The sequence below is a fragment of the Arenibacter algicola genome, from assembly GCF_018860365.1.
Taxonomy (GTDB): Bacteria; Bacteroidota; Bacteroidia; order Flavobacteriales; family Flavobacteriaceae; genus Arenibacter; species Arenibacter algicola_B.
In genome coordinates, this window is the sequence record NZ_JAHKPO010000022.1 from 84,217 (window position 1) to 106,321 (window position 22,105).

Here is a 22,105-nt window from a genome sequence, read left to right on the forward strand (position 1 = left end):
CAAACTAAGTTTTAATACTATGAAAAAATATATATATTCTATTCACATACTCCTTGTGGGTTTAATGATCTCTTGTGTCAAACTAGATACGGAGCCAACGGATTATGCCACTTCTCTTAGCTATTATAGCAATGAAACAGAGGTGGAATACGCGCTGAATGGTGTGTACGATAAAATGGGTTCCAATTATATATTTGGTGGAGGGGATTGTCTCTCGTCCATCTTTGATGCGACTGACCAGTTCTGGGGAAGTACAAGTCCTTCCATAGCAGTATATGATTATTCCGCAAGCGATAGGTATGTGAGTATTATTTGGAAGGAATTGTATACCGGCATTGAAAGGGCTAATATTCTGCTTAAGAATATCAATGGTGCGGATATGGACGAAAGTCAAAGGAATGTTACAATTGGCGAGGCAAAATTTCTTCGAGCATTTTATTACTTTATGTTGGTTCAAAATTATGGTGATGTGCCGTTAAAAATCGAGCCCACTGAATCTGCCAACGATGTGAGTTTTGCACGTACCGATGCCTCTGAAGTTTATGATTTTATCTATGCCGAAATGGTAGAAGCAGAATCCTTGGTGAATCCTATTTCTGATTATTCCTATGCTGAGCGAGTTACGAAATCGGCAGTGCAGGGAATATTGGCGAGAGTAAGTTTATATAGGGCCGGATTTCTTAACCGAAAAGATAAATCTGCAGAACAAATAAGGGAATATTATGATAATGCCCTATTCTGGGCCGAGAAAGTAATCAACTCTGGGTTACATGACCTCAACCCGGATTATGCACAAGTATTTATCAACCTTATTCAGGATAAGTATGAAACTAAAGAAAGTATCTTCGAAATAGGTCATTTTACCGACGGGGCATCAGGAGTCTTTGGGTCGTCCGAAATTGGAGATTTGGGGAATCATAATGGCATTCCACAACAGCTTACGCAATATGGATTTTCCGGCGCACGATACAGATTACACCCCAAATTATTTAATGCATTTGAGTACAATGAGGAATACCAGGATGTGCGTAGGGATTGGTGCATAGCAGATTATCAGTTTATTCGTAATTCAGATCCTCCGGAAAGGGAGTATTGGACCGAGGTTTATGGGGACACTTATGAAGACCCTAATAAGGTATTATATAGGCGGATTGGTAAATTTAGAAGGGAATATGAATTGGAAGTGGATAAAATAAAAAATTACAACTCTACCAACAACCCGGTGTTGCGCTTTTCAGATGTGTTGTTAATGGCCGCCGAGGCCGAAAATGAGTTGAATGGCCCAACACCCAAAGCGCATCAATATCTAAATCGGGTACGGAATAGGGCCCAAGTTTCGGAAATAGAAAATATTACATCTAAGGAGGAATTTCTAGATATTATTCAGGATGAACGATATACAGAATTGTGTTTTGAAGGTTTTCGTAGAATGGATCTGATCCGTTGGGGCATTTTAGTTGAGGAAATGAGAGAAATGGTCGATTATAATAATGCGAACAGTGTAACTCACATTACTTTTAATCGTGCAGGGGTAAATATTTCTGAAAGGGATTATTACCTGCCTATTCCGGTAAGGGAACTTTCGCTTGACCCATTATTGACCCAAAACCCAGGGTGGTAATTATAATTTTAAAGACTAAAGAGATATGAAAAAAATATATTCGATTCTAGTACTGGCAAGCGCTTTTCTTACCGCATGCCAAGATGATAGTGTAGAAATTCCAACACTTGACGTTTCCATTGAAAAAACCAATTATGTGGAAGGTGAGCTCGCTCAATTTCAACTTACGGGCAATGCCGACTTTGTCACCTTTTATTCGGGAGAAGTAGGTAGCAGGTATGAATTCTCCGAGCGAAGTTCAGAAAAGGGGACCCCGATTTTAAGTTTCAAATCGGCTGTGGCCAATGGGTCGCAGGAATCTTCTCTTCAATTATTGATTTCACAAGATCTCGCTATGGTGGGTACAAGGGATAGTGCAGTAGTTGCCCAAGGAATCACTTCGGCCACCTGGTCAAATATTACCGATCGGGCAGATTGGGCCACGAATAGTTCAAATAAGGGTTCTGGGGATATTGATTTGTCCGATTTTTCGGATAAACCGGTATATATTGCTTTTAAGTATACAGCTTATCCGGGATCTGTTCAAAATAAATGGACCATTTCTTCCCTTGAGGTAAAAAATAATCTAGCAGATAGTACTTCATATACCATTGCTAACCATGGTACATCAGCCATTAATAATTATGGGATTTCCACCACGACAAGTCCAGGATGGCTTGGTAGAAATATTGTTAACTCTTATAATTGGGGGGTTAGTTCCACAAATTTTGTAATTACGGGTTCTACCAACGCCAGTACAGCTACCGAAGCAGAGGCATGGTGTATCTCAGGCCCAATTGATTTGACCCATGTTACTCCAGACGTAGGAAAATTGGTTAAGAACATGTCCGCATCAATGACCGATTATGAATATCAGTTCAATACGGCCGGGGAATATAAGGTGTCCTTTGTTGGCAAGGCAAGCAATGTTTATGGGACGGAGGACGTGGTCAAAGAATTAAATGTAGTAGTCCAACCCTTGGAAGATGAATAACGCTTTTGGAAGGATCGGCACCATTAGGTGCTGATCCTTCTTTTTCTTATAATTTACTTAAACCCACCTTTTTTATTCATTGGGCCAAACCAGTTTAATTATTCTGATGGCCCGGTACAACATTAAAAAGCCAATATAATTATTAGGCCTAGCACTATTATGTCATATCAGAAGATAAATATGAAAAATCTTATTGTGTTATTTGTAATCTTTTCGCATACACTTTTTGCTCAAGATTTAACATCTTATAAAGACCGCAAAAATCAGGTTATTAGTTCACTAATGGATGTTACACTTGTTGAAAGGGGAAAACATGGACTTCCCAAGGCTATTGCCCGTCTTGAATCCGATCCATACGACGAGGCGGCATTGACCTATATTACCAACGACCTGGATAATCGATATCAAAGCATGTTCGACTTTCCTGGGATGGCTTTGGCACTTTGTCGATACTGGGACAGTTTTAATGAAAAACAGTTGAAAAAGATTAAAAGGGATCTGGAAAAGTTGGCTAAATCGGACAAGCAGGGAGGGGAAGGCTTCTTAGGTCATGGTACTGAGAACCACGCCACTATGATGTGGTCCAGTGCCTATCTTTTTGGGCAGTTGTTCCCCGATGCCCGTTGGGCGAATGGCATGAGCAGTACGGAATTGATGGCCGATATGAAGGAGCGTTTGCGCAAGACCTTTAAAGACGTATATGATCACGGGTATGCAGAATACCTTTCCACTACTTATGAAGTGGTTATGAACTTCCCAGTAGAAATGTTAATGGAATATGCCGAGGATCCTGAAGTCAAAGCCATAGCCGAAGCGTTTATGCTTTATAAATGGTCCCTTTTGTCCTTGAACAATTTTGAAGGAACTATTTTGGCACCCTATGGTAGGATGAACACACAGCAGGATCATCTTTCCGATGAGAGTTATATCTCTGCCACTACCTATTACAATTGGTTGATGTGGGGCTGGGGCCCTGCAACGGGAAATGTGAAGTTGGATCAATTTGACGATTATCAGGAAGCAAGCTATACTATTTTTGCGGCGCTGTCCGGAGTGGTGCCCCCAAGCGTCTTTTTTCGCTTAGCTTCCAACGATTCTGCCCCGTTTGAACTAAAAACTTCGGCCTCCTCCTTTGGACCCTTTGGAACTGGAGTCCCTCACTGGATGATGCGCAAAGTATTTCGCAACAAGACCTATGCCATCGGGACAGGGAATTTTCGCTGGACACCCGGGGGTGATTATGCCGACCACGATGCCAATGGGTTTAACATTTCCTATCATAGCCCGGACCGATTTAATTATATCAATTGCTTTCACCCCTACTGGTATAGCGACGGTGACGAACTGGATCGCACCGCGGATACCTGGTATAAGGGGACCAACTCCCCCTTTCAACAGACCGCTCATTCCAAGAACACGGTGATCACACTCTTTAATATTCCGCAAAAGGATCCATGGGTCAACACTCCGAGTGAGACCAAATGGGCCTGGCGGGACGGCCATGCAGATAATCTGAAAAAAAGGGGGATGTTGCGCTATCCGAAATCGGTAGATGAAAAAGTAGAGGAAAACGGCTGGATCTTTCTTCGGGAAGGAGATACCTATATCGGGATCAGACCCTTAAAAAGCTATTATGAACAGACCGATTTGAAAGGGAAAGGATTGGATGGTTTCAATATTGTGAAAAGCGATCACTCCCAGACTGGTTTTGTATTCGAACTCGGGAGTAAAAGTGAATCGGGTACCTTCGATAAATTTCGCCGAACCTTGAATAAAAATCGGCTTTCCATAGATTGGAAGAATATGAGGGTTACTTATACCGATAGTCAAAAGGAGAAACTACAGATTCAATATCAGGAAGGGCTGCCAATAGCCCCAGAAAATAAAATGCCTGAACATTTGTCTAGAAAGGGTATTAAAGGGATGGCAGAATCGGTTCCCGTTGTAAAAATCAAAAATAAATCAGAGTTAGGGTACCGCCAATGGCCAATGATAGAGAGTCCGTCTATTAATATGGATAATAGTATTCTAAAAATTGATGATGGTCAAACAGAAATCACGGTTAATTGGCAAGGAAACATTCCGGTGATTAATGCAAATTGATGCATTTTATGAACAATAGATATAGGAAAATGAAGAAGCTTGTATTCCTGCTTATAGCTTTGTGTGGCGTGTTGATTGCCAAGGCAGAAGTTGTGCTGCCAAATATATTCAGTGACAATATGGTGCTTCAAAGGGATACACCGGTAAAAATTTGGGGCCAAGCGGATGCGGCCGAAAAAGTAGAAGTCGCTTTCAACGGACAGGAACATAAAACTTTGGCGGACACCAATGGAAACTGGGAGATAACCCTAAAACCCATGGCTTTTGGAGGTCCATATTCGTTAAGTATACAAGGTAAGAATGCGATTGTGCTGCAAAATATTTTAATTGGTGACGTATGGATCTGTAGTGGGCAGTCCAACATGGAATTTTCAGTTAGACATGTTAAAGATGCTGAAAATGAGATATCTAAGGCCCATTATTCCAAAATTCGTTCTTTTAGGGTAAAGAGGAACATGGGCTATGATCCATTGGAGGATTTGGATGGGGCCTGGACAGTATGTAACCCTGAGACTGTGGGGCAGTTTTCAGCAGTTGGTTATTTCTTTGCCCGTAAGGTCTATGAAGATACAGGTATCCCCATAGCGCTGATTAATAATTCATGGGGAGGTACGCAAATTGAAACTTGGACTGATAGGGAAGTTTACAAGAAACTACCGGCAGAATATTGGGAACGCTATCCAGAAGGTGTTTTTGGCGTGGATCCAGTTAGGTTTGTCGCCTCTCAGGAAACGGCACAAAAATCATTTCAAGAAGCAAAGGGAATCAAGGATGACAGTAAGGAAGAAGGATATTTTTTTCCACCTAACATTTCCGATTATAAGACGTGTAAAATGCCCCTGCGATGGGACCGTTCCGAGCTAAAGAACATTGACGGGGTCGTGTGGTTTTATACCACCATCCAATTACCTGCCAATGCCGTCCAAAATGATGGCATCCTCAATCTAGGTCCCATAGACCAAAAAGACATGGTTTGGATCAATGGAAAAAGCGTAGGGGAATCGGAGACCTACATGGAGGAGCGTAGCTATAAAATCACTAAAGGTGTTCTAAAGGAGGGCAACAACACTATAGCGGTTAGGCTCGACGATAATGGTGGTAATGGTGGTTTTGCGGGCACTGAAGAAGATTTGTTCCTAAAAATTGATAACAAAAAATATTCCTTGGCAGACGATTGGACTTATAGAAAAGGGATTACCAGTGATATGTTCGGGTATGAGCCAAATGCCCGAAATTTATATCCTGGTCTCTTATACAACGCTATGATAAATCCATTACTGCAATTTAAAATAAAAGGGATACTCTGGTATCAGGGAGAACACAATGTTGGTAGGTCGCAGCAGTACAGAACCTTGTTCCCTTATTTGATTAAGGACTGGCGTAAAAAATGGGGAGTGGACTTTCCATTTTATTGGGTGCAACTCGCCAATTATTTGAGAATCGATGATAAACCTACCAGGAGTACCTGGGCCGAACTCAGGGAGGCACAAACCAGTGCGTTGACACTTCCAAAAACTGGGGAAGCTGTAATTATCGACCTAGGGGAGGCAGAGGATATCCACCCTAAGAATAAACAGGATGTGGGGCAGCGTTTGGCATTGATAGCCTTGAACAAGGATTATGGTAAGAAACATTTGGTGTACTCCGGACCCACCTTTAAAGCTGTTAAATTCAAGAGAGGAAAAGCGGTGATTTCTTTCCGAAATGTAGGATCTGGACTGGTGACTTCCAATAATACACCTGAAGTAAAAGGTTTTGCCGTAGCTGGAACAGATAAAAAGTTTGTTTGGGCCAATGCCATAATAATGGGAGATAAAATAATTGTAGAAAGTGACCAGATTAAGGAACCGGCCTTTATTAGATATGCTTGGGGAAATAATCCGGAGACCAATTTATATAACAAGGAAGGTTTACCGGCCCGCCCATTCAGGACCGATAACCCCAATAAATAATTTAACCTAGGATCTATCATGAAGCTAATGTTAAGCGTATGGCTCGTAGTTTTCCAAATATGGATAATGCCTGCACAAACAGTGGTCCAAAACAATACTTCTGATTTGTTCGGACCTTATTTGACGGGTGAATCACCAATGATTATAAAAGATTTGGGTGAAGAAATTGAAAATGGAGTAAAACTTAGAAGGGTGATTTTTCATTCTTACAACTATCATGAAGCAGGAGATGAGAAAAATGCCGAAATCTTTGCTGCCATTGCACGTCCCGAGCAAGAGGGTAAATACCCGGGATTATTAGTCTTGCACGGAGGTGCAGGATATGCCGAAATAGAGAAGGCGAAGAAATGGGCGACTCAGGGGTATATCGTAGTTGTCTTGGATGAACCAGGTGTTGCACATCCTGATAAAATACCAATGTCCCATGGCCCGTGGGAAAAATACAAATATGGCGAAAATCGTTTTGTAGTGAAGCCAGAAGTTAAATCTAGTACTTTATTTTCCGCAGTACTCGCTTCTGTTCAAGGATTATATCTGCTATATTCCCAACCAGATATTATGGCCGATAAAATAGGGATAACTGGAATATCATGGGGCGGTTATTTGACCACTTTTGTATCTGGTCTGGCAAATTCAATGGTTACGGCATCCTTTTCTGTCTTTGGCAGTGGTTATTATGATTATGGGTCCACCTTCCAAAAGAACTTGGACGACATGAATGCCAAAGATCGTAGGGACTGGCTAAAGCACTTGGATGCAGGAAGAGTATCCAAAAATATTGGAACTCCATTTTTTATTGCTGGTGCAGCCAATGATAATTGGTTCTACCCTCCTGCAGTATCCCAAACACTAATGTCGATGAAAGGGGAGACCAACCACTTGTATGCCCCTAATAACTCGCACAAAATAGAACTTCCAGGAGGAACTAAGGGAAAAGCAGCGGAGGAGCCAGGTTGGTTGTCCATGGAGCGGCTCTATTTTGAATACCATCTTAAAGGAAAAGGGAATCCCCTTCCGAAAATTGTAAAGATTGAAACCGTAAAAATGAAAAATGGCAATTCCAAAATTCGGTTTAAGGTTACAGGTCCTGTGCCTTTTGAAAGCGCAAATGTGTGTTATAGCCCAGAAGGTAAGGATTGGCCAAAAAGAGTTTGGGAAATAGTTACCGCAACCGATTTGAAAAACGGATGGTATGAAGCGGAGATTCCCACAAAGGATTTGAAACGGAATATTTCTTGTTTCGCTTCAATTTCAGATACCAGGCCTGTTACGGTCTCTAGTAAAATAGTAACCATTAAATGATTTATAAACTATAAAAAACACCATATGCATACTAATACACTAACCATTTTATTTTTTACACTTTTTACTTTTTCGGTATCCGGACAGAGCAATTACAATTTAAAAAAGTTTCCAGAGGGGAAAATGCCCCAGGAGATAGGCATGCGAATTGCTGAAAAGTTTCTGAACACTTCCCATTCGCAATACGGAAATACTAAGCCGCCAAAACCGCCAAAGCAAATTACCTATCCAGATGTGTGTACCTGGCTTGGGGGTATGTGGTTTGCCGAAGCAACAAAAAACAATAAGCTTTTTAGTCGATTTGAAGATCGTTTTCACCCCTTGTTAAATGAGGATAAGAACTTAATTCCCAAGCCCAACCATGTGGATAACAATGTTTTTGGGGCGGTTCCTTTGGAACTGTATCTACAAACCGGGAAGCAAAAATACCTTCAATTGGGATTGAAATATGCAGACACCCAATGGATACTACCCAAGGATGCTAAGCCAGAAGAGGAAAACTGGGCAAACAAAGGTTATTCTTGGCAGACCCGTATTTGGATCGATGATATGTTCATGATTACCGCAATACAGGCTCAGGCATATAGGGTTACAGATGATTCCAAATATATCGATAGGGCCGCGAAGGAAATGGTTTTGTACCTTGATGAAATACAATTGGATAATGGGTTGTTCTATCATTCTCCCGAAGCGCACTTTAGCTGGGGCCGAGGGAATGGATGGATGGCAGTTGGTATGGCCGAGATTCTTCGGATACTTCCAAAGAAGAACCCCAATAGAGAACGTATAATGGAAGGATACCACAAGATGATGTCAGCTTTACTGAAATATCAGGAAGAAGATGGAATGTGGAGACAGATCATTGACGATGAGGAAGCCTGGAAAGAGACTTCGGCTACGGCCATGTTTACCTATGCCATGATTACTGGAGTGAAAGAAGGCTGGCTGAATAAAAAAATTTACGGGACGGCGGCTAGAAAAGGTTGGTTGGCCCTAACCGACTATATCAATGCCGATGATGAGCTTACAGAGGTGTGTGCCGGTACGAACATTATGAACAGCAGGGAACATTATATGAACCGGCCACGCATTGTTGGCGACCTGCACGGGCAAGCACCTTTGCTCTGGTGTGCGACCGCTTTGGTAAGATAAATATCATTTTTCAGTAATATAGAAGTAGTAGTATATGAAAAAAAAGATTATTCTAATTGCTTTGTTTCTAGGTGCGGTTTCCCTTGTTTTTTCACAGAAAAAACGAATCACCTATAAACTGATCGAAAACCTATCCTATACCGATGTCTACGAAGGGGAAAAGGACGATTATATGAACGAGCGTTGCAAACTGGATATCTATTATCCCGAAAACCAAAAAGATTTTGCAACGGTTGTTTGGTTCCACGGTGGCGGACTCACAGGAGGGGAAAAATCCATTCCCAATGATTTGAAAAATAAAGGCAATGCAGTAGTTGCGGTCAATTATCGCTTGCACCCCAAAGTGAAAAACCCTGTCTATATAGAGGATGCTGCGGCTTCGGTGGTCTGGGTATTTAGGAATATTGAAAAATATGGAGGTAATAATACAAAGATTTTCGTTGCCGGTCATTCGGCCGGGGGGTATTTGGCCAGCATGGTGGGCCTAGATAAAAGTTATTTGGCAAAGTACGGTATCGATGCCAATTCAATTGCCGGACTGATTCCCTTTAGTGGTCACACCATTACCCATATGACCGTGCGGAAGGAAAATGGTGTAGGCAACAAGCAACCGGTGGTAGATAAATTTGCCCCATTATTCCATGTGCGTGCCGATGCTCCGCCATTAGTACTTATAACAGGCGATCGTGAAATTGAGATGTTGGGTCGCTATGAGGAAAATGCCTATATGTACCGAATGATGAAAGTTGTTGGGCATGAGGAGACCAGCCTTTATGAAATGCCTGGTTTCGACCACGGAACAATGACCTGGCCGGCCAGTCATATCATGCAAAAACATATTAAACAAATTTTAAAATCGAAACAAAATTGAAATTGAATAATCTAATTCAAATTATTCTATGAAAAACCTAAGAATCAATTTTTACTTAATTCTATTATTTACATTTCTTACCCAACCGGGTAAAGCATTTACCAACGGCCTTCCAAATAAGGTAGCCGACACCGTCCGGATTTTAACCATTGGCAATAGTTTTGCAGATAATGCCTGTAAATATTTGAAACAAATTACAGAATCGGTAGAAGGTTGCAATATTATTATTGGGAAGGCAAATATTGGGGGATGCCATTTGGAAAAACATGCAGACCTAATGAAGCAAAGTGAACTGGATCCAACGCTTAAACCACATAATGGTAAGAGCTTAAAAGAGTGGTTGTTAACGGATGATTGGGATATTGTTTCCATTCAGCAGGTAAGCAATCTTAGTTTTAAGGCGGAAACCTACCAGCCCTACGCGGATGAAGTTCGTGATTACGTAAATAAATACGCTCCCCAGGCCAAAATTTATATTCATGAGACCTGGGCCTATGCCCCGGATTGCCCACGCTTGAAGGGCTTTGGGATAACCTCTGGTCAAATGTTCCAAGGGCTGAAGAATAATTACGAAGTCCTTTCCGAACGTTACAATTCGCCCATTTTACCATCTGGTGACGCCTTTAATAGATCTTTCAAGAAAAGGGAAGAAATCGATCTTTGGAGCTCAAATGATCGGTTCCATGCCAACGAAAATGGATGCTACTTGGCCGCCTGTGTTTGGTTTAAGGTGTTGTTTGGGAAATCACCAAAAAAAATAAAATACAGACCAGAGGAAATATCCAAAAAAACAGCTCGATACTTAAGAAGGGTTGCCTCAAAGTAGATAGGTCTGTTAAAGAAAAAATCAGGTATAACCAACTATCCAAAATATGAAACGTCGAAAATTTTTAGAAACAGTACCACCAGTAGGATTGGGGCTTTTTGTTGTCCCAAATTTAACGCTTTGTTCTTCTTCCAACCAAGAAAAATTGAATGGGGCAACCAGGGTTCCTTTGAGTGTTATAGGTAGTTCAGTTAAAATTTCGAGTGATAAAAGGATTGCATTTGGATGGTCTCCGCACGTACTTAATCCTGATGACGAGGTGCTGTTGAAATCCAAGCAATTGCCCCGGGATACATATGTTTTTTTACGCATATCGGTTGCACTGGAAATGTGGGACCAGGCCATTTTACAGGTATTTGTTCCAGATGAGGGGGAAACCCAGATAGGGATTCTTGATATCAGGCATTCTTCGGTACTGGTTCCTTATGAATTGAAGATAGATAGTAAACATATTCCTTTGATCAATAAATACGGTATAAAAGTAAAGCTTCTGACCTCCAAACCTTTTGGTTTTTTTAATCAACCTTCAACTGAGGTCGGTAATAATGTATTCACCCCGCATTTGCTATTGTCTCCTAGTGAAAAGGGTGCAGTTCCTGATTTTTTAAACTGTTTTATGTCGATTGATTCGGTTCAGGCATTTGGTTGGCGGGAAGGTACCGTACTGGATGGCCTATGGCAGTTATATTCCTTGAAAGGGGAGGAGAAGGCACTGACGGCAATTAAGGAACATTTTGATTTGTTCTTTGAGGGGGAGAATTTAAAGTATGAAAACTCTAGGAACGACCCCAGAGATAACAGAATAGATGGCATAGAGTCAACCATCCCATATGCAACCCTGGCCCGGATTCATCCGGACCACCCCATATTAAAAACGGTCATAGAGGCCTGGGATAGTTATGCCCAAGAAAATGGTATGGTCACCGATGGGCCTACGTTAACCGCCGAAGGATGTTATACTGTGGCCTACCCAATGGCCGTGATAGGTAAAGTTTGGAATGATCCTGCTTTAAAAAATAGAGCGCTCGAACAACTAAGACATCGATTTGTACTTATAGAAAATGGTAATTTAAATCTAAGGTATCATAGTGATATGGGATCATATAGCTATAAGAACTGGGCACGAGGGGCTGCATGGACCTTACTGGGTTTTGCCAGAACACTATCCGAATTAAAAGGAGAAATTCAAGATCGGGAAATCATCAATAAATTCAAGGAAGGGGTAGATAATGCCATTTCTATGCAAAAGGAGAATGGGCTATGGAACGGGTTTATGGATGCCGAAAATGCGCCCGATACCTCAGGGTCTGCCGGGATTTCCGCCGCTATTTTGATCGGGGTAAAGGAAGGTTTTTTGCCTGCAACTTACAGGCAATATGCAGATAAATGCTGGACGGCACTGCAAAACTGTTTAACCCCTGATGGCCTTTTAAAGGAAGTTTCCCAGGACAATAGGGGAGGGCTACAATTACAACAGGGTAATTATAGGGTAATTGCCCAAATGGGCATGGGATTGATGGCCCAATTATATGCAAACAGGGAATAGCGACAGAATCAAAAAACATTAAAATAAAGAATTTATTATGCGACTAGCAGTAACAGCCCTAATTCTATTATTGACAGGTGTTAGTCTTTATTCACAGAATAATACTGATATAAGCCTGTTTTTTAATAAGGACAGTACAAAATACCTTAATGATGTAAGCTCGGAAACAGGGGATTTGTTTAATTATTTAGGGCATCATGGACCCGCTATAGAAAATGAATGGCTAGGTTTTAGAATGTATTTTAATAAAACAGGAGCTATTGATATTTACTCTAAAACCAAGGCTGGCCTAGAGTTACGGAAAGCACGTTGGTACCCTACCACAGATCAGCAAAAAGACGGATGGGGAGCGGATTATTACAAAGTGGGCAGTACCGTTGGTCTTGGCGGTATTCGATTGTGGGATGGAGAAAAGGTGGTGCCATTAAATCCCATAAGTAAAAGAACTGGACGTGTGGCGAAGGAGGGAACGATCTCTTATATGGAAATGCTTTCAGAAGGAGTTCCGTATAAAAACACCAAGGTGGATATATTGGTAAGGGTAACCGTTTTTACAGGTATTCGAAAAGCTAAAGTTGAAGCATTTGCGTTGACTTCCGATGAGGTGCAATTCGTTACAGGGATTAATTATCATGCGGGTCAAAAGGTAAAAAACGAATCGGATTATATTATAACGTGGGGCGTACATCCGGAAGATGTGGCTTTGGAAAAAATAGAACTAGGTGCAGCACTGTTATTTGATCCCAATGATTTTAATCAAAATATACAGGAAGAAGGTCAATACCTGTTGGTATCCAAACCTACAAAACTAATAGAGAGTTGGATAATTTCGACCAATGCAAAAGAAGCTGATTTAAATACTTTTCAAAAATTCGCTAAGTATATTGAAAATGAAGGTCATTATTAATCACGATTCTTAAATAAACTATTGGATTAAGGTTGTATAACGTACTAATTAAATAATATCTGAGGTTTTCTCATAAATTTCCATTTTCGGCTTAAGGGGTACATTCGATTTGTTCCAGTGCCAGTTGGGACTTGGATACTGTGTTTTTTGCCTGGTGAGGGGGTGGCTGGAATGACAAGTTTAAATTGAATCAACTAAAACAATAATTAACACTATAATTTTTATATGAAACATTTACTAGTACCCGTGGCACTTCTTGCTTTAGGCCTTTTAGTGAGTTGTAATACCAGTAATTCCAATCCAGAAACTAAACGACCTAGGGAAGTCTGGGTTTTTAGGTCTGTTCTGGATGAAAGACCACGAATGGCTACAGCGGCGCTAAACGACAACCTTTGGGTTGCCTATGATACCCAAACCGCAACCTTATATAAGGCTTGGAACGGGGGGGTATTTTTTGATGGAGCAGTTTTTACCACAAAGCACGGACCGCAGCCTACCAGTTTGGGCTATGCCTATTTTTCACATAACGAGGAATGGGTGCTTTGGAAAGATGGTGATCAGATTGCTCCGATAATACAGTACAAAGGCCATAGGTTTAAGGATGGGGAAGTAATTTTTAAAGTTGAACTAAGAACCCCGGACGGGGATATTATTTTGGTAGAGGAATCACCTAGATACCAGCGTAAAGGAGATAAGAACGGATTGGTCAGGTACTTTACGGTGGCCAACCCTACAGATTATCAAGTGGGCTTGAGAACCGTTATTGCCTCTCTTGAAGATGAAGGCGATTTTTCCACCGATGGTACGTTTGGGGAAATAATCAAGGAAATCATCACCTTTGAGGATGGTGAAGTTTTAGAAATTGAGGGAACCCTACTTTTGAACAAAACCAACACGGAACTGAGTATCCTTTTTCATCCAGGTTTTGATAAACTCCAAAGGAACGCAATGGCTTCCGGGTCCGATCAGGTCACACAGAAAACGGGTATAGCTTTAGTGGCGATGAACGATTGTGTCGCCTGTCACAACGAAACGGAAAAAACTGTGGGACCTTCATACATGAGCATTGCGGAAAAATATGGGGATGATACTGGAACGATTGAAAAATTAGTAGGCAAAATAAGATCGGGCGGAAGTGGTGTCTGGGGGCAGGCGGTGATGACCCCACATCCGGATCTGGATGATAATGACCTAGAGGATATGGTGAAATATATCCTTGCCTTGGATGACAATGGAAATAATGACTCAGAAGGTAACCCCATAAAATATACCCTGGGAGAAAAGTCGAATCCATTGAAATTCGAGTCGGATATGGAGCCAAAAAATGGTACCGGCCTTGTGGCCCATCTTTATGTCAAAGATCCCAATGACAAGGATAGGAAATATACCGAAGCCCCTATACAGAATGGGGTGACCAGCAGTGTCCATGTCCTTTCTGCCCAAGACTTTGGTAGTCATAACTCGGATATAAAAATTGTTTTTCAAGGCCAGATCACCGTAGAAAAGGAAGATAGTTATGTGTTCAGGTTGATTAGCGATGATGGTTCACAACTTTATATTGATGATAAACTGGTTATTGATAACGGTGGCGCCCATGCTTTTCAGGCAATAGACGGCGAAACCTATCTCAAGGCGGGAAAGCATTCGATAAAGATAGATTTTGAACAAGGTGGTGGAGGCGCTGCCGTCTCCTTACAATGGTTCGATAAAAAAAGCGACACGTTTACCATTGTCCCGGAGGAAGTACTTTCCTATTCTTCCAATGATTTTATAAAATCCGAACCCTTGCCCACTCCCCCTCTACAAGAGGTACATAAGCCAGGCGATAAGGCTCCCCTGGCTGCTGTCCATCCTTCCTTTTCCTTATACGACATGCGGCCTGATGGTTTTGAGCCAAGGGTAGGGGGTATGGACTTTAAGTCGGACAGCACCCTTGTTCTAAGTACCTGGGATGCCGATGGCTCTGTTTACTATATTAAAAATTATTTGGCCAAGGACCGAAATGACATTGAGGTTAAAAGAATAGCTACGGGCCTGGCCGAACCCTTGGGCGTTAAAGTGGTGGGCAATGAAACATACGTATTGCAGAAACACGAGCTTACAAGGCTTATAGACCATGATGGTGATGAGGTTATAGATGAATACGAGACGGTAAGCAATGATTGGGGGGTATCCGGCAATTTTCATGAATTCGCATTCGGCCTCGCCTATAGGGAAGGGTATTTCTATGCCACACTGGCTACTGCTATAATGCCTGGTGGGGCAAGTGCCGACCCACAGGTGAAGGACAGGGGCAAGGTTGCCAAGATAAACCTAATGGATGGTTCGGTGGAGTTTATTGCCTCGGGCCTTAGGACACCCAATGGAATAGGGTTTAACGGGGATGAAGAGATCTTTGTGGCGGATAACCAAGGTGATTGGCTGCCGGCTTCAAAGATCGTACATATAAAAAAGGGGGAATTCTACGGGTCCCGGTCGGTAGATTTTGATGGCACCGAGGATCTGAAAGAGAAACTTCCTGTGGTTTGGTTGCCTCAGGACGAAATAGGAAATTCTCCCAGTCAGCCTACCTACTTAAACCTAGGCCCCTATAAAGACCAACTGATACATGGTGAAGTTACCCATGGAGGAATCAAGAGGGTTGCCTATGAAGAGGTTGAGGGTCAATTACAGGGGAGCGTATTTAGGTTTTCGCAGGGTATCGAGGCTGGTGTAAACAGACTGGTGTGGGCCCCAGATGGTTCGTTGATTGTGGGTGGCATAGGCGTCTCGGGCAATTGGGGGCATTATGGAAAGCTTAACCATGGACTCCAGCGTTTGGAATACAACGGTAGTTCCACATTTGAAATGTTACGGATAAATGCGCTTTCCAATGGCTTTGAAATTGAGTTGACAGAACCTTTGGCCAAAAATATCACTTTAAATCCCGGGCATTTGGAAGTGGAAACCTGGTATTATTTGCCTACTCCCGAATACGGAGGCCCCAAATTGGGTAAGGCCTACATGAAATTGTCAAGGATACAATTGTCCAAAGACCGTAGGAAAGTATTTGTAGGCCTAAATGGATTAAAGGAAAACCATATGGTTTACTTTCACTTGAACCCTGATTTAAAGAGTGACTCAGGAAAGAATTTGTGGACTACCGAGGCTTGGTATACCCTGAACAAAATACCCAAAGATAGGTCGGTAAAAGAAAAGGACTATTAGTTATAGGTCTGTTTAATTATGCCTTGATTAGGAGAACTTGTTCAAAGCAAGTATCTGTAAAAGGCGGATTGATTTTACAAATAAAAAAAGTTTTGGTAAAAAAATATTAAGATAAGTTGTTGAGTTAGTTGAGAGAAGAGGGGTTCCGGAGCATTGGAACCCTTTTTTTGTGCAAAATGCCACATTTTATACGATTAATTCAAATGTGATTTCTTGAAGTAAAAAACAGCGCAGCTGGACTATACCATAACCCGCTTAAGGCGATTGGCTTTTTATTTATGTTCTGAGTTTAATATTATTTCGCCCTCCTTATAGAAGTTTATCGTCTTGATACCAGTTTTTGTTGAAGACGTTCGTCAACAAATATTCTACGGCACCCTAATTAGAGAACATTGGATTCTCTTCTCGAATGGACTCTTTCCTCCGCCTTGCTGCGGAAAGGGCCTTGGGGTGGCTTTACAAAGAAAACCATGGTCGCTTCACGCCCTATTTTTTCGTTTTGCTTCAAAGCCAATGCGAGCATTGCTTTTGCGCAAAACAAAAAAAACCAGCTATTTCTAGCTGGTTTTCTTTGTAGCGGGAACTGGACTCGAACCAGTGACCTTCGGGTTATGAGCCCGACGAGCTACCTACTGCTCTATCCCGCGATGTGCGTTTCCAAAACATTCAACTTGGCTCTAAACCCTCAGTTCATAATGCTGACTGAATTATTTCGGACTGCAAAGATACATGCTTTTTATGATTTCCCAAATCTATTTTGAATTAAATATTAAAAATGAGACTAAATTTTTATCATACATTTAAAAATGCCCAGTTGTAGTCCTCATTGTCCAAAATCTTTCTATTTTGTATCGATTTTAATTACAATCCGTCACTTTTAATTCGCCCGATCATTTATGGATAACTATGGTTTTCTCTCAATCTTACCACCCGTAATCGCTATTATATTGGCGCTCAGAACCAAACAAGTTTATATAGCCCTACTTTTTGGGATATGGTTTTCTTGGGTGATCATCAATGATTGGAATTTCTTCACTGGTACCTTGGCAGCCATTGAAGGGATGGTCAATGTTTTTAAGTCTCCCGGTAATACCAGAACCATAATGTTCAGTGCCTTAGTGGGGGCCTTACTTTTATTTATACAGTATTCCAAAGGTGTTGAGGGTTTTATAAACGAGCTCAATAAGGTAATAGCCTATTTTGAGAAAAAACAAAGTGGCTACAGCAGGGTGGTGGTACAGCTTATGGCTATGTTCACAGGAATATTATTGTTTGTGGAGACCAGTATTAGTTCCTTAACGGTTGGAACGCTATATCGTCCAATTTTTGATAAACTGAAGATTCCCAGGGAAAAACTGGCCTATATTGCCGATTCCAGTTCCGCACCCTCCTCCATTTTAATTCCCTTTAATGCTTGGGGAGCATTTATAATGGGACTTTTGCTTACCCAGGGGGTCGAAAATCCGTTTGGAACCATGCTTTCGTCCATAGCTTATAATTTTTATCCTATCCTGGCCATTGCCATTGTTTTCGTGGTGATTATTACCAAAAAGGATATTGGACCTATGTCAAAAGCGGAAAAGCGCACTAGGGAAACGGGTAAATTGCTAAATGATAATGCCAAACCTATGTTGTCCAGTGAGGTAACCTCCTTTGAGTCCAAGGAAGGGATCAAGGCCAAGGCCTTTAATATGATCGTTCCCTTGGCAACCATGGTAGTCATGATGCCTTTCTTTCTGGCATATACGGGCTGGGATGCTGTGGAGGGTGCAACTTCTTTTGGTGATCATGTTTTTAAGGCTATTGGTCAAGGTTCTGGTTCGTCATCTGTCCTGTACGCAGTTCTGACGGCGATATTGGTTGCTATGGTGCTCTATCGATCTCAAAAAATTATGAAAACCAAGGAAATGATAGACCTCACCCTGAAGGGTATAAGTGAATTGATGCCACTGGCTTTATTAATGTTATTGGCCTTTGCCATAGGAGACGCTTGTAATGCCCTGGGTACTGGACAATTTATCGCAAACTGGTCCAAAGATTGGTTGTCTCCTGTTTTTTTACCGGCAGTTATTTTTGTGATCAGCTCTTTTATCGCATTTTCAACTGGGACTTCTTGGGGGACCTTTGCCATTATGATGGCGATTTCCATGCCGATGGCCGAAATCCATGGCGCACCACTACCTTTGATAGTAGCCGCGACTTTAGGAGGAGGGGTTTTTGGAGATCACTGTTCGCCTATTTCGGACACCTCCATTATTTCCTCCATGGCCTCAGCCAGTGATCACATAGACCATATAAATACCCAGTTGCCCTATGCTTTGACCGGGGGCCTAATAACAGTGCTGCTATATGTAATTTTAGGCTTTATTATGATATAGATGGAAGGATTCTACTACCTTTGCAATTATTAAAGTTAAAAAGGGAAGATGTCGCATAAAGCCGGTTTTGTAAATATTATAGGAAATCCCAATGTAGGGAAATCCACACTTATGAATGCCTTTGTAGGGGAAAAATTATCCATTATTACCTCCAAGGCACAAACTACCCGGCACCGTATTTTGGGAATCGTCAATGGGGACGATTTTCAAGTGGTCTTATCAGATACTCCTGGAATCATAAAGCCTGCCTATGAATTGCAGTCCTCTATGATGGACTTTGTAAAATCGGCCTTTGAAGATGCCGATGTGCTACTTTATATGGTAGAAATTGGGGAAAAGGCCTTAAAGGACGAGCGCTTTTTTGAAAAACTAAAAAATACCAAAATCCCTGTTTTGCTCTTGTTGAACAAGATAGATGTTTCCGAACAGGGTATCCTGGAAGAGCAGGTTCAATATTGGCACGAACAATTACCAACAGCTGAAATACATCCCATATCCGCCTTACAGAATTTTAATGTTAAGGAAGTTTTTCTGCGGATTTTGGAATTGCTGCCAGAAGCCCCGCCTTATTACCCCAAGGACCAATTAACGGATAAGCCGGAACGCTTTTTTGTAAACGAAACCATTAGGGAAAAAATTCTTCAATTCTATAAAAAGGAAATTCCGTACTCCGTGGAGATCGATACAGAGGAATTTTTTGAAGACGAGGACATTATCCGCATGAGATCAGTCATCATGGTGGAGCGCGATTCCCAAAAAGGGATTATAATAGGGCATAAAGGAAGTGCTCTGAAAAGGGTAGGGGTGGAAGCCCGCAAGGACTTGGAAAAATTCTTCGACAAGCAGGTTCATTTGGAACTCTATGTTAAGGTAAACAAGAATTGGAGAAGCGATCCCAATCAGTTAAAGCGCTTTGGTTACAACCAGGGTTAGCGTTTTAACAGTTCGTTTTGTTGTTGGCCGCTATTTTTCTTTACTCACAACATTTAGGCTAGATCCTTAACAATTAGTTATTATTTATTTTACGCTTAGCTTATAGCCAGTTTACATCTTTGGTTTTAAATAAATAACCAAAGAAAATGAAAAAAACACTTTTAGCACTTTTCGTAGGTGGAATGCTATTCACCTCCTGTATTAAAGATCATATCGGTCATGGTGGCGGTAATGACGATGTAGATGTATCAACCCTTACATTCGCCAAAATAGGTGGGTTCTCCAACGGTAGCGGAGAGGAAGGTTTTGCTGAAATCAGTGCCTTTGATTCCGAGACCAACAAATTGTTTATCGTAAATCCAGTTCAGTCCGAAGTTTCGGTTTGGGATATTTCATCTCCTTCCTCCTCAGTAAAATTAAGTTCAATTTCATTGGCGGGAACTCCAAACAGTGTTGCGGTGCACGACGGACTTTTGGCTGTGGCCGTAGAAAATGCCAATAAACAAATGAATGGTACAGTACAGACTTATGATACCGAGACCCAAGCCTTGGTAAATTCATATAATGTGGGGGCATTGCCAGACATGGTTGCTTTTAGTCCTGATGGGAAATATATAATTTCTGCCAATGAAGGGGAGCCAAATGCTGATTATTCGGTAGATCCAGAGGGGTCTATTTCTGTAGTGGACGTTCAAAAAAATGAAGTTAATACTATGTTTTTTACTTCCTATAGTGCGGCTTCAATAGGGAACGATTTCAGGGTTTTTGGTCCATCGGCAAGTATTTCCCAGGATGTGGAACCAGAATATGTGGCAGTTTCGGACGATAGTAAGTTTGCCTATGTAACGCTTCAGGAAAATAATGGTATAGCCGTAGTGGATTTAAAAAATAAGGCCATTGCCAATGTTTTTGGTCTAGGTGTAAAAGATTATTCATTTGGGGAAAATAAGATGGACGCCAGTAACAAGGATGACGTGGTAGGGAACTTTCAGAATTGGCCAGTGCTTGGTTTTTATATGCCGGATGCCATTACTTTTGCCAAGCTAGATGGCATGGATTATATTATTACGGCCAATGAAGGGGATTCTAGGGATTACGATGGGTATTCCGAAGAGGAAAGGGTAGAAGATGTAACCTTGGACCCAACAGCTTTCCCTAATGCCGCTGATCTACAAATGAAGGAAAATTTGGGAAGGTTAAAAATTACCACCGCCAATGGTGATATCGATGGCGATGGTGACTTTGATAAAATATATGCCTACGGAGGAAGGTCATTTACAATCTGGTCTACTTCTGGGACTTTGGTATATGACAGTGCGGATGAAATTGGAAGAAGGACCTTAGAGCTTAACCCGTCTTATTTTAATGCCGATGAGGGCGAGGCCGATGGAAGAAGTGATGATAAAGGTGCCGAACCAGAATCTGTAACTACTTTAAAGGTGGGCAATTCTACTTTGTTATTTGTTGGTTTGGAGCGTACAGGGGGTGTTTTGGTGTATGATATAACCAACCCCAATAGTCCAGAATACGTAAATTGGCTTTTTGATGCCTCGGATATGGCTCCCGAAGGTTTGGTGACTATTTCAGAGGAAAATAGCCCAACAGGAAATGCCTTGGTAATTATCACCAATGAGGTTTCCAATACCGTAGCGATTTACGAAATAAAATAGAAAAAATAAATATTGGAATTATCCCTGGGTATCTTGATGTCCAGGGATTTTTTATTTTCATACCAACATCCAGCATCTAATATCGAGTTCCCGATGCCAACTTATAATTGGTTATCAACCTTGGCATGCTGCAACATAAACTCATGCAATTGATGCATTTGGGGCTTGCCCTTTCTTTTTCCTATTCTACCAAATACATAAAGAACAATCCACGCTACGACCATTAAAGCCATTAACCCGATCTGAAGGCCTATTTCTTTGCCCAGGGCCTTGTTGGAATATGCCCAAACCCCAAAAATGATAAAAAGGGAGGCCACTCCAAAATGGACAAACATAAAGAATGTCCATAAGGTAGGATTGGGACCAAACAATCCATAAATGGTACTGTTGCCGTCCTCTTGGTCCACAATCTCAATTTGTAATTGCGGCGACCAGAAATGGGATTCCGACTTATTGAATTTTATAAAAATATGATGATCGGATCTTTTAACGATAAAAGGAGGATTGTCTACTTCTTGAAACAATTGCAGAGTGGGTTGGGCCGAACCTTTTAGGTTAAGTTGGAACCTAGGTCTTAGTACAATTTCGTTGGGTAAAGCTTTCAAACTATTTGGCTGATAATTAGGATAAAAGATACTGTTTTTTCTTCGGATATAAATAGTAC

General features: G+C 41.5%; 15 protein-coding genes and 1 tRNA gene. 14 read left to right on the plus strand and 2 right to left on the minus strand.

What is annotated here, in order from left to right; genetic code table 11:
* Window positions 1-19: 19 nt before the first annotated feature.
* The 11 genes from KO529_RS17585 to KO529_RS17635 all read left to right on the plus strand — a co-directional run bounded on the left by KO529_RS17585 (window position 20) and on the right by KO529_RS17635 (window position 16,460).
* Window positions 20-1,621: a RagB/SusD family nutrient uptake outer membrane protein gene (locus KO529_RS17585; protein WP_215949179.1), complete on the plus strand. Its 1,602-nt coding sequence runs from the start codon at window positions 20-22 to the stop codon at window positions 1,619-1,621.
* Window positions 1,622-1,646: 25 nt separating this feature from the next.
* Entirely contained in the window at window positions 1,647-2,594 is a 948-nt protein-coding gene (locus KO529_RS17590; RefSeq protein ID WP_215949180.1) for a DUF5017 domain-containing protein, read from the plus strand.
* A 180-nt stretch (window positions 2,595-2,774) separates the two neighbouring features.
* Window positions 2,775-4,697 (plus strand): hypothetical protein, encoded by a 1,923-nt coding sequence (locus KO529_RS17595; protein WP_215949181.1) that lies wholly within the window; start codon window positions 2,775-2,777, stop codon window positions 4,695-4,697.
* A gap of 29 nt (window positions 4,698-4,726) precedes the next feature.
* Window positions 4,727-6,649: a sialate O-acetylesterase gene (locus tag KO529_RS17600; RefSeq protein ID WP_215949182.1), complete on the plus strand. Its 1,923-nt coding sequence runs from the start codon at window positions 4,727-4,729 to the stop codon at window positions 6,647-6,649.
* A 66-nt stretch (window positions 6,650-6,715) separates the two neighbouring features.
* Window positions 6,716-7,951 carry an alpha/beta hydrolase family protein gene (locus KO529_RS17605; protein WP_215949183.1) on the plus strand — a complete coding sequence of 412 codons (1,236 nt, stop codon included), beginning with the start codon at window positions 6,716-6,718 and terminating at the stop codon, window positions 7,949-7,951.
* Window positions 7,952-7,975: 24 nt separating this feature from the next.
* Window positions 7,976-9,103, plus strand: coding sequence for a glycoside hydrolase family 88/105 protein (locus tag KO529_RS17610; RefSeq protein ID WP_215949184.1), 1,128 nt, complete (start codon window positions 7,976-7,978; stop codon window positions 9,101-9,103).
* A gap of 34 nt (window positions 9,104-9,137) precedes the next feature.
* Window positions 9,138-9,974: an alpha/beta hydrolase gene (locus KO529_RS17615; protein ID WP_215949185.1), complete on the plus strand. Its 837-nt coding sequence runs from the start codon at window positions 9,138-9,140 to the stop codon at window positions 9,972-9,974.
* Between the two features lie 28 nt (window positions 9,975-10,002).
* Window positions 10,003-10,800 (plus strand): DUF4886 domain-containing protein, encoded by a 798-nt coding sequence (locus KO529_RS17620; protein WP_215949186.1) that lies wholly within the window; start codon window positions 10,003-10,005, stop codon window positions 10,798-10,800.
* A gap of 46 nt (window positions 10,801-10,846) precedes the next feature.
* Window positions 10,847-12,346, plus strand: coding sequence for a glycoside hydrolase family 88 protein (locus KO529_RS17625; RefSeq protein WP_215949187.1), 1,500 nt, complete (start codon window positions 10,847-10,849; stop codon window positions 12,344-12,346).
* 37 nt (window positions 12,347-12,383) lie between these two features.
* Window positions 12,384-13,253, plus strand: coding sequence for a DUF4861 family protein (locus KO529_RS17630; RefSeq protein ID WP_215949188.1), 870 nt, complete (start codon window positions 12,384-12,386; stop codon window positions 13,251-13,253).
* A gap of 225 nt (window positions 13,254-13,478) precedes the next feature.
* Window positions 13,479-16,460 carry a PA14 domain-containing protein gene (locus KO529_RS17635; RefSeq protein ID WP_215949189.1) on the plus strand — a complete coding sequence of 994 codons (2,982 nt, stop codon included), beginning with the start codon at window positions 13,479-13,481 and terminating at the stop codon, window positions 16,458-16,460.
* 574 nt (window positions 16,461-17,034) lie between these two features.
* Here KO529_RS17635 and KO529_RS17640 read toward each other — a convergent pair.
* Window positions 17,035-17,107, minus strand: a tRNA-Met gene (locus KO529_RS17640).
* Between the two features lie 249 nt (window positions 17,108-17,356).
* Between KO529_RS17640 and KO529_RS17645 the strand changes: the two genes are divergently transcribed.
* The 3 genes from KO529_RS17645 to KO529_RS17655 all read left to right on the plus strand — a co-directional run bounded on the left by KO529_RS17645 (window position 17,357) and on the right by KO529_RS17655 (window position 21,441).
* The gene (locus KO529_RS17645) at window positions 17,357-18,838 is read left to right on the plus strand and encodes a Na+/H+ antiporter NhaC family protein (RefSeq protein ID WP_215949190.1); all 1,482 of its coding nucleotides are present in this window, start codon (window positions 17,357-17,359) and stop codon (window positions 18,836-18,838) included.
* Between the two features lie 48 nt (window positions 18,839-18,886).
* Window positions 18,887-19,771: a GTPase Era gene (gene era / locus KO529_RS17650; protein ID WP_111624910.1), complete on the plus strand. Its 885-nt coding sequence runs from the start codon at window positions 18,887-18,889 to the stop codon at window positions 19,769-19,771.
* A gap of 146 nt (window positions 19,772-19,917) precedes the next feature.
* Window positions 19,918-21,441, plus strand: coding sequence for a choice-of-anchor I family protein (locus KO529_RS17655; protein WP_215949191.1), 1,524 nt, complete (start codon window positions 19,918-19,920; stop codon window positions 21,439-21,441).
* 101 nt (window positions 21,442-21,542) lie between these two features.
* On the opposite strand, the gene KO529_RS17660 is transcribed toward KO529_RS17655, so the two are convergent.
* Window positions 21,543-22,046 (minus strand): GTP-binding protein, encoded by a 504-nt coding sequence (locus KO529_RS17660; protein ID WP_215949192.1) that lies wholly within the window; start codon window positions 22,044-22,046, stop codon window positions 21,543-21,545.
* Between the last annotated feature and the right edge of the window lie 59 nt (window positions 22,047-22,105).

Coding starts and splice junctions, on each gene's coding strand:
- KO529_RS17585 (WP_215949179.1), top strand. CDS start 20: ATGAAAAAATATATATATTCTATTCACATACTCCTTGTGGGTTTAATG.
- KO529_RS17590 (WP_215949180.1), top strand. CDS start 1,647: ATGAAAAAAATATATTCGATTCTAGTACTGGCAAGCGCTTTTCTTACC.
- KO529_RS17595 (WP_215949181.1), top strand. CDS start 2,775: ATGAAAAATCTTATTGTGTTATTTGTAATCTTTTCGCATACACTTTTT.
- KO529_RS17600 (WP_215949182.1), top strand. CDS start 4,727: ATGAAGAAGCTTGTATTCCTGCTTATAGCTTTGTGTGGCGTGTTGATT.
- KO529_RS17605 (WP_215949183.1), top strand. CDS start 6,716: ATGCCTGCACAAACAGTGGTCCAAAACAATACTTCTGATTTGTTCGGA.
- KO529_RS17610 (WP_215949184.1), top strand. CDS start 7,976: ATGCATACTAATACACTAACCATTTTATTTTTTACACTTTTTACTTTT.
- KO529_RS17615 (WP_215949185.1), top strand. CDS start 9,138: ATGAAAAAAAAGATTATTCTAATTGCTTTGTTTCTAGGTGCGGTTTCC.
- KO529_RS17620 (WP_215949186.1), top strand. CDS start 10,003: ATGAAAAACCTAAGAATCAATTTTTACTTAATTCTATTATTTACATTT.
- KO529_RS17625 (WP_215949187.1), top strand. CDS start 10,847: ATGAAACGTCGAAAATTTTTAGAAACAGTACCACCAGTAGGATTGGGG.
- KO529_RS17630 (WP_215949188.1), top strand. CDS start 12,384: ATGCGACTAGCAGTAACAGCCCTAATTCTATTATTGACAGGTGTTAGT.
- KO529_RS17635 (WP_215949189.1), top strand. CDS start 13,479: ATGAAACATTTACTAGTACCCGTGGCACTTCTTGCTTTAGGCCTTTTA.
- KO529_RS17645 (WP_215949190.1), top strand. CDS start 17,357: ATGGATAACTATGGTTTTCTCTCAATCTTACCACCCGTAATCGCTATT.
- era (WP_111624910.1), top strand. CDS start 18,887: ATGTCGCATAAAGCCGGTTTTGTAAATATTATAGGAAATCCCAATGTA.
- KO529_RS17655 (WP_215949191.1), top strand. CDS start 19,918: ATGAAAAAAACACTTTTAGCACTTTTCGTAGGTGGAATGCTATTCACC.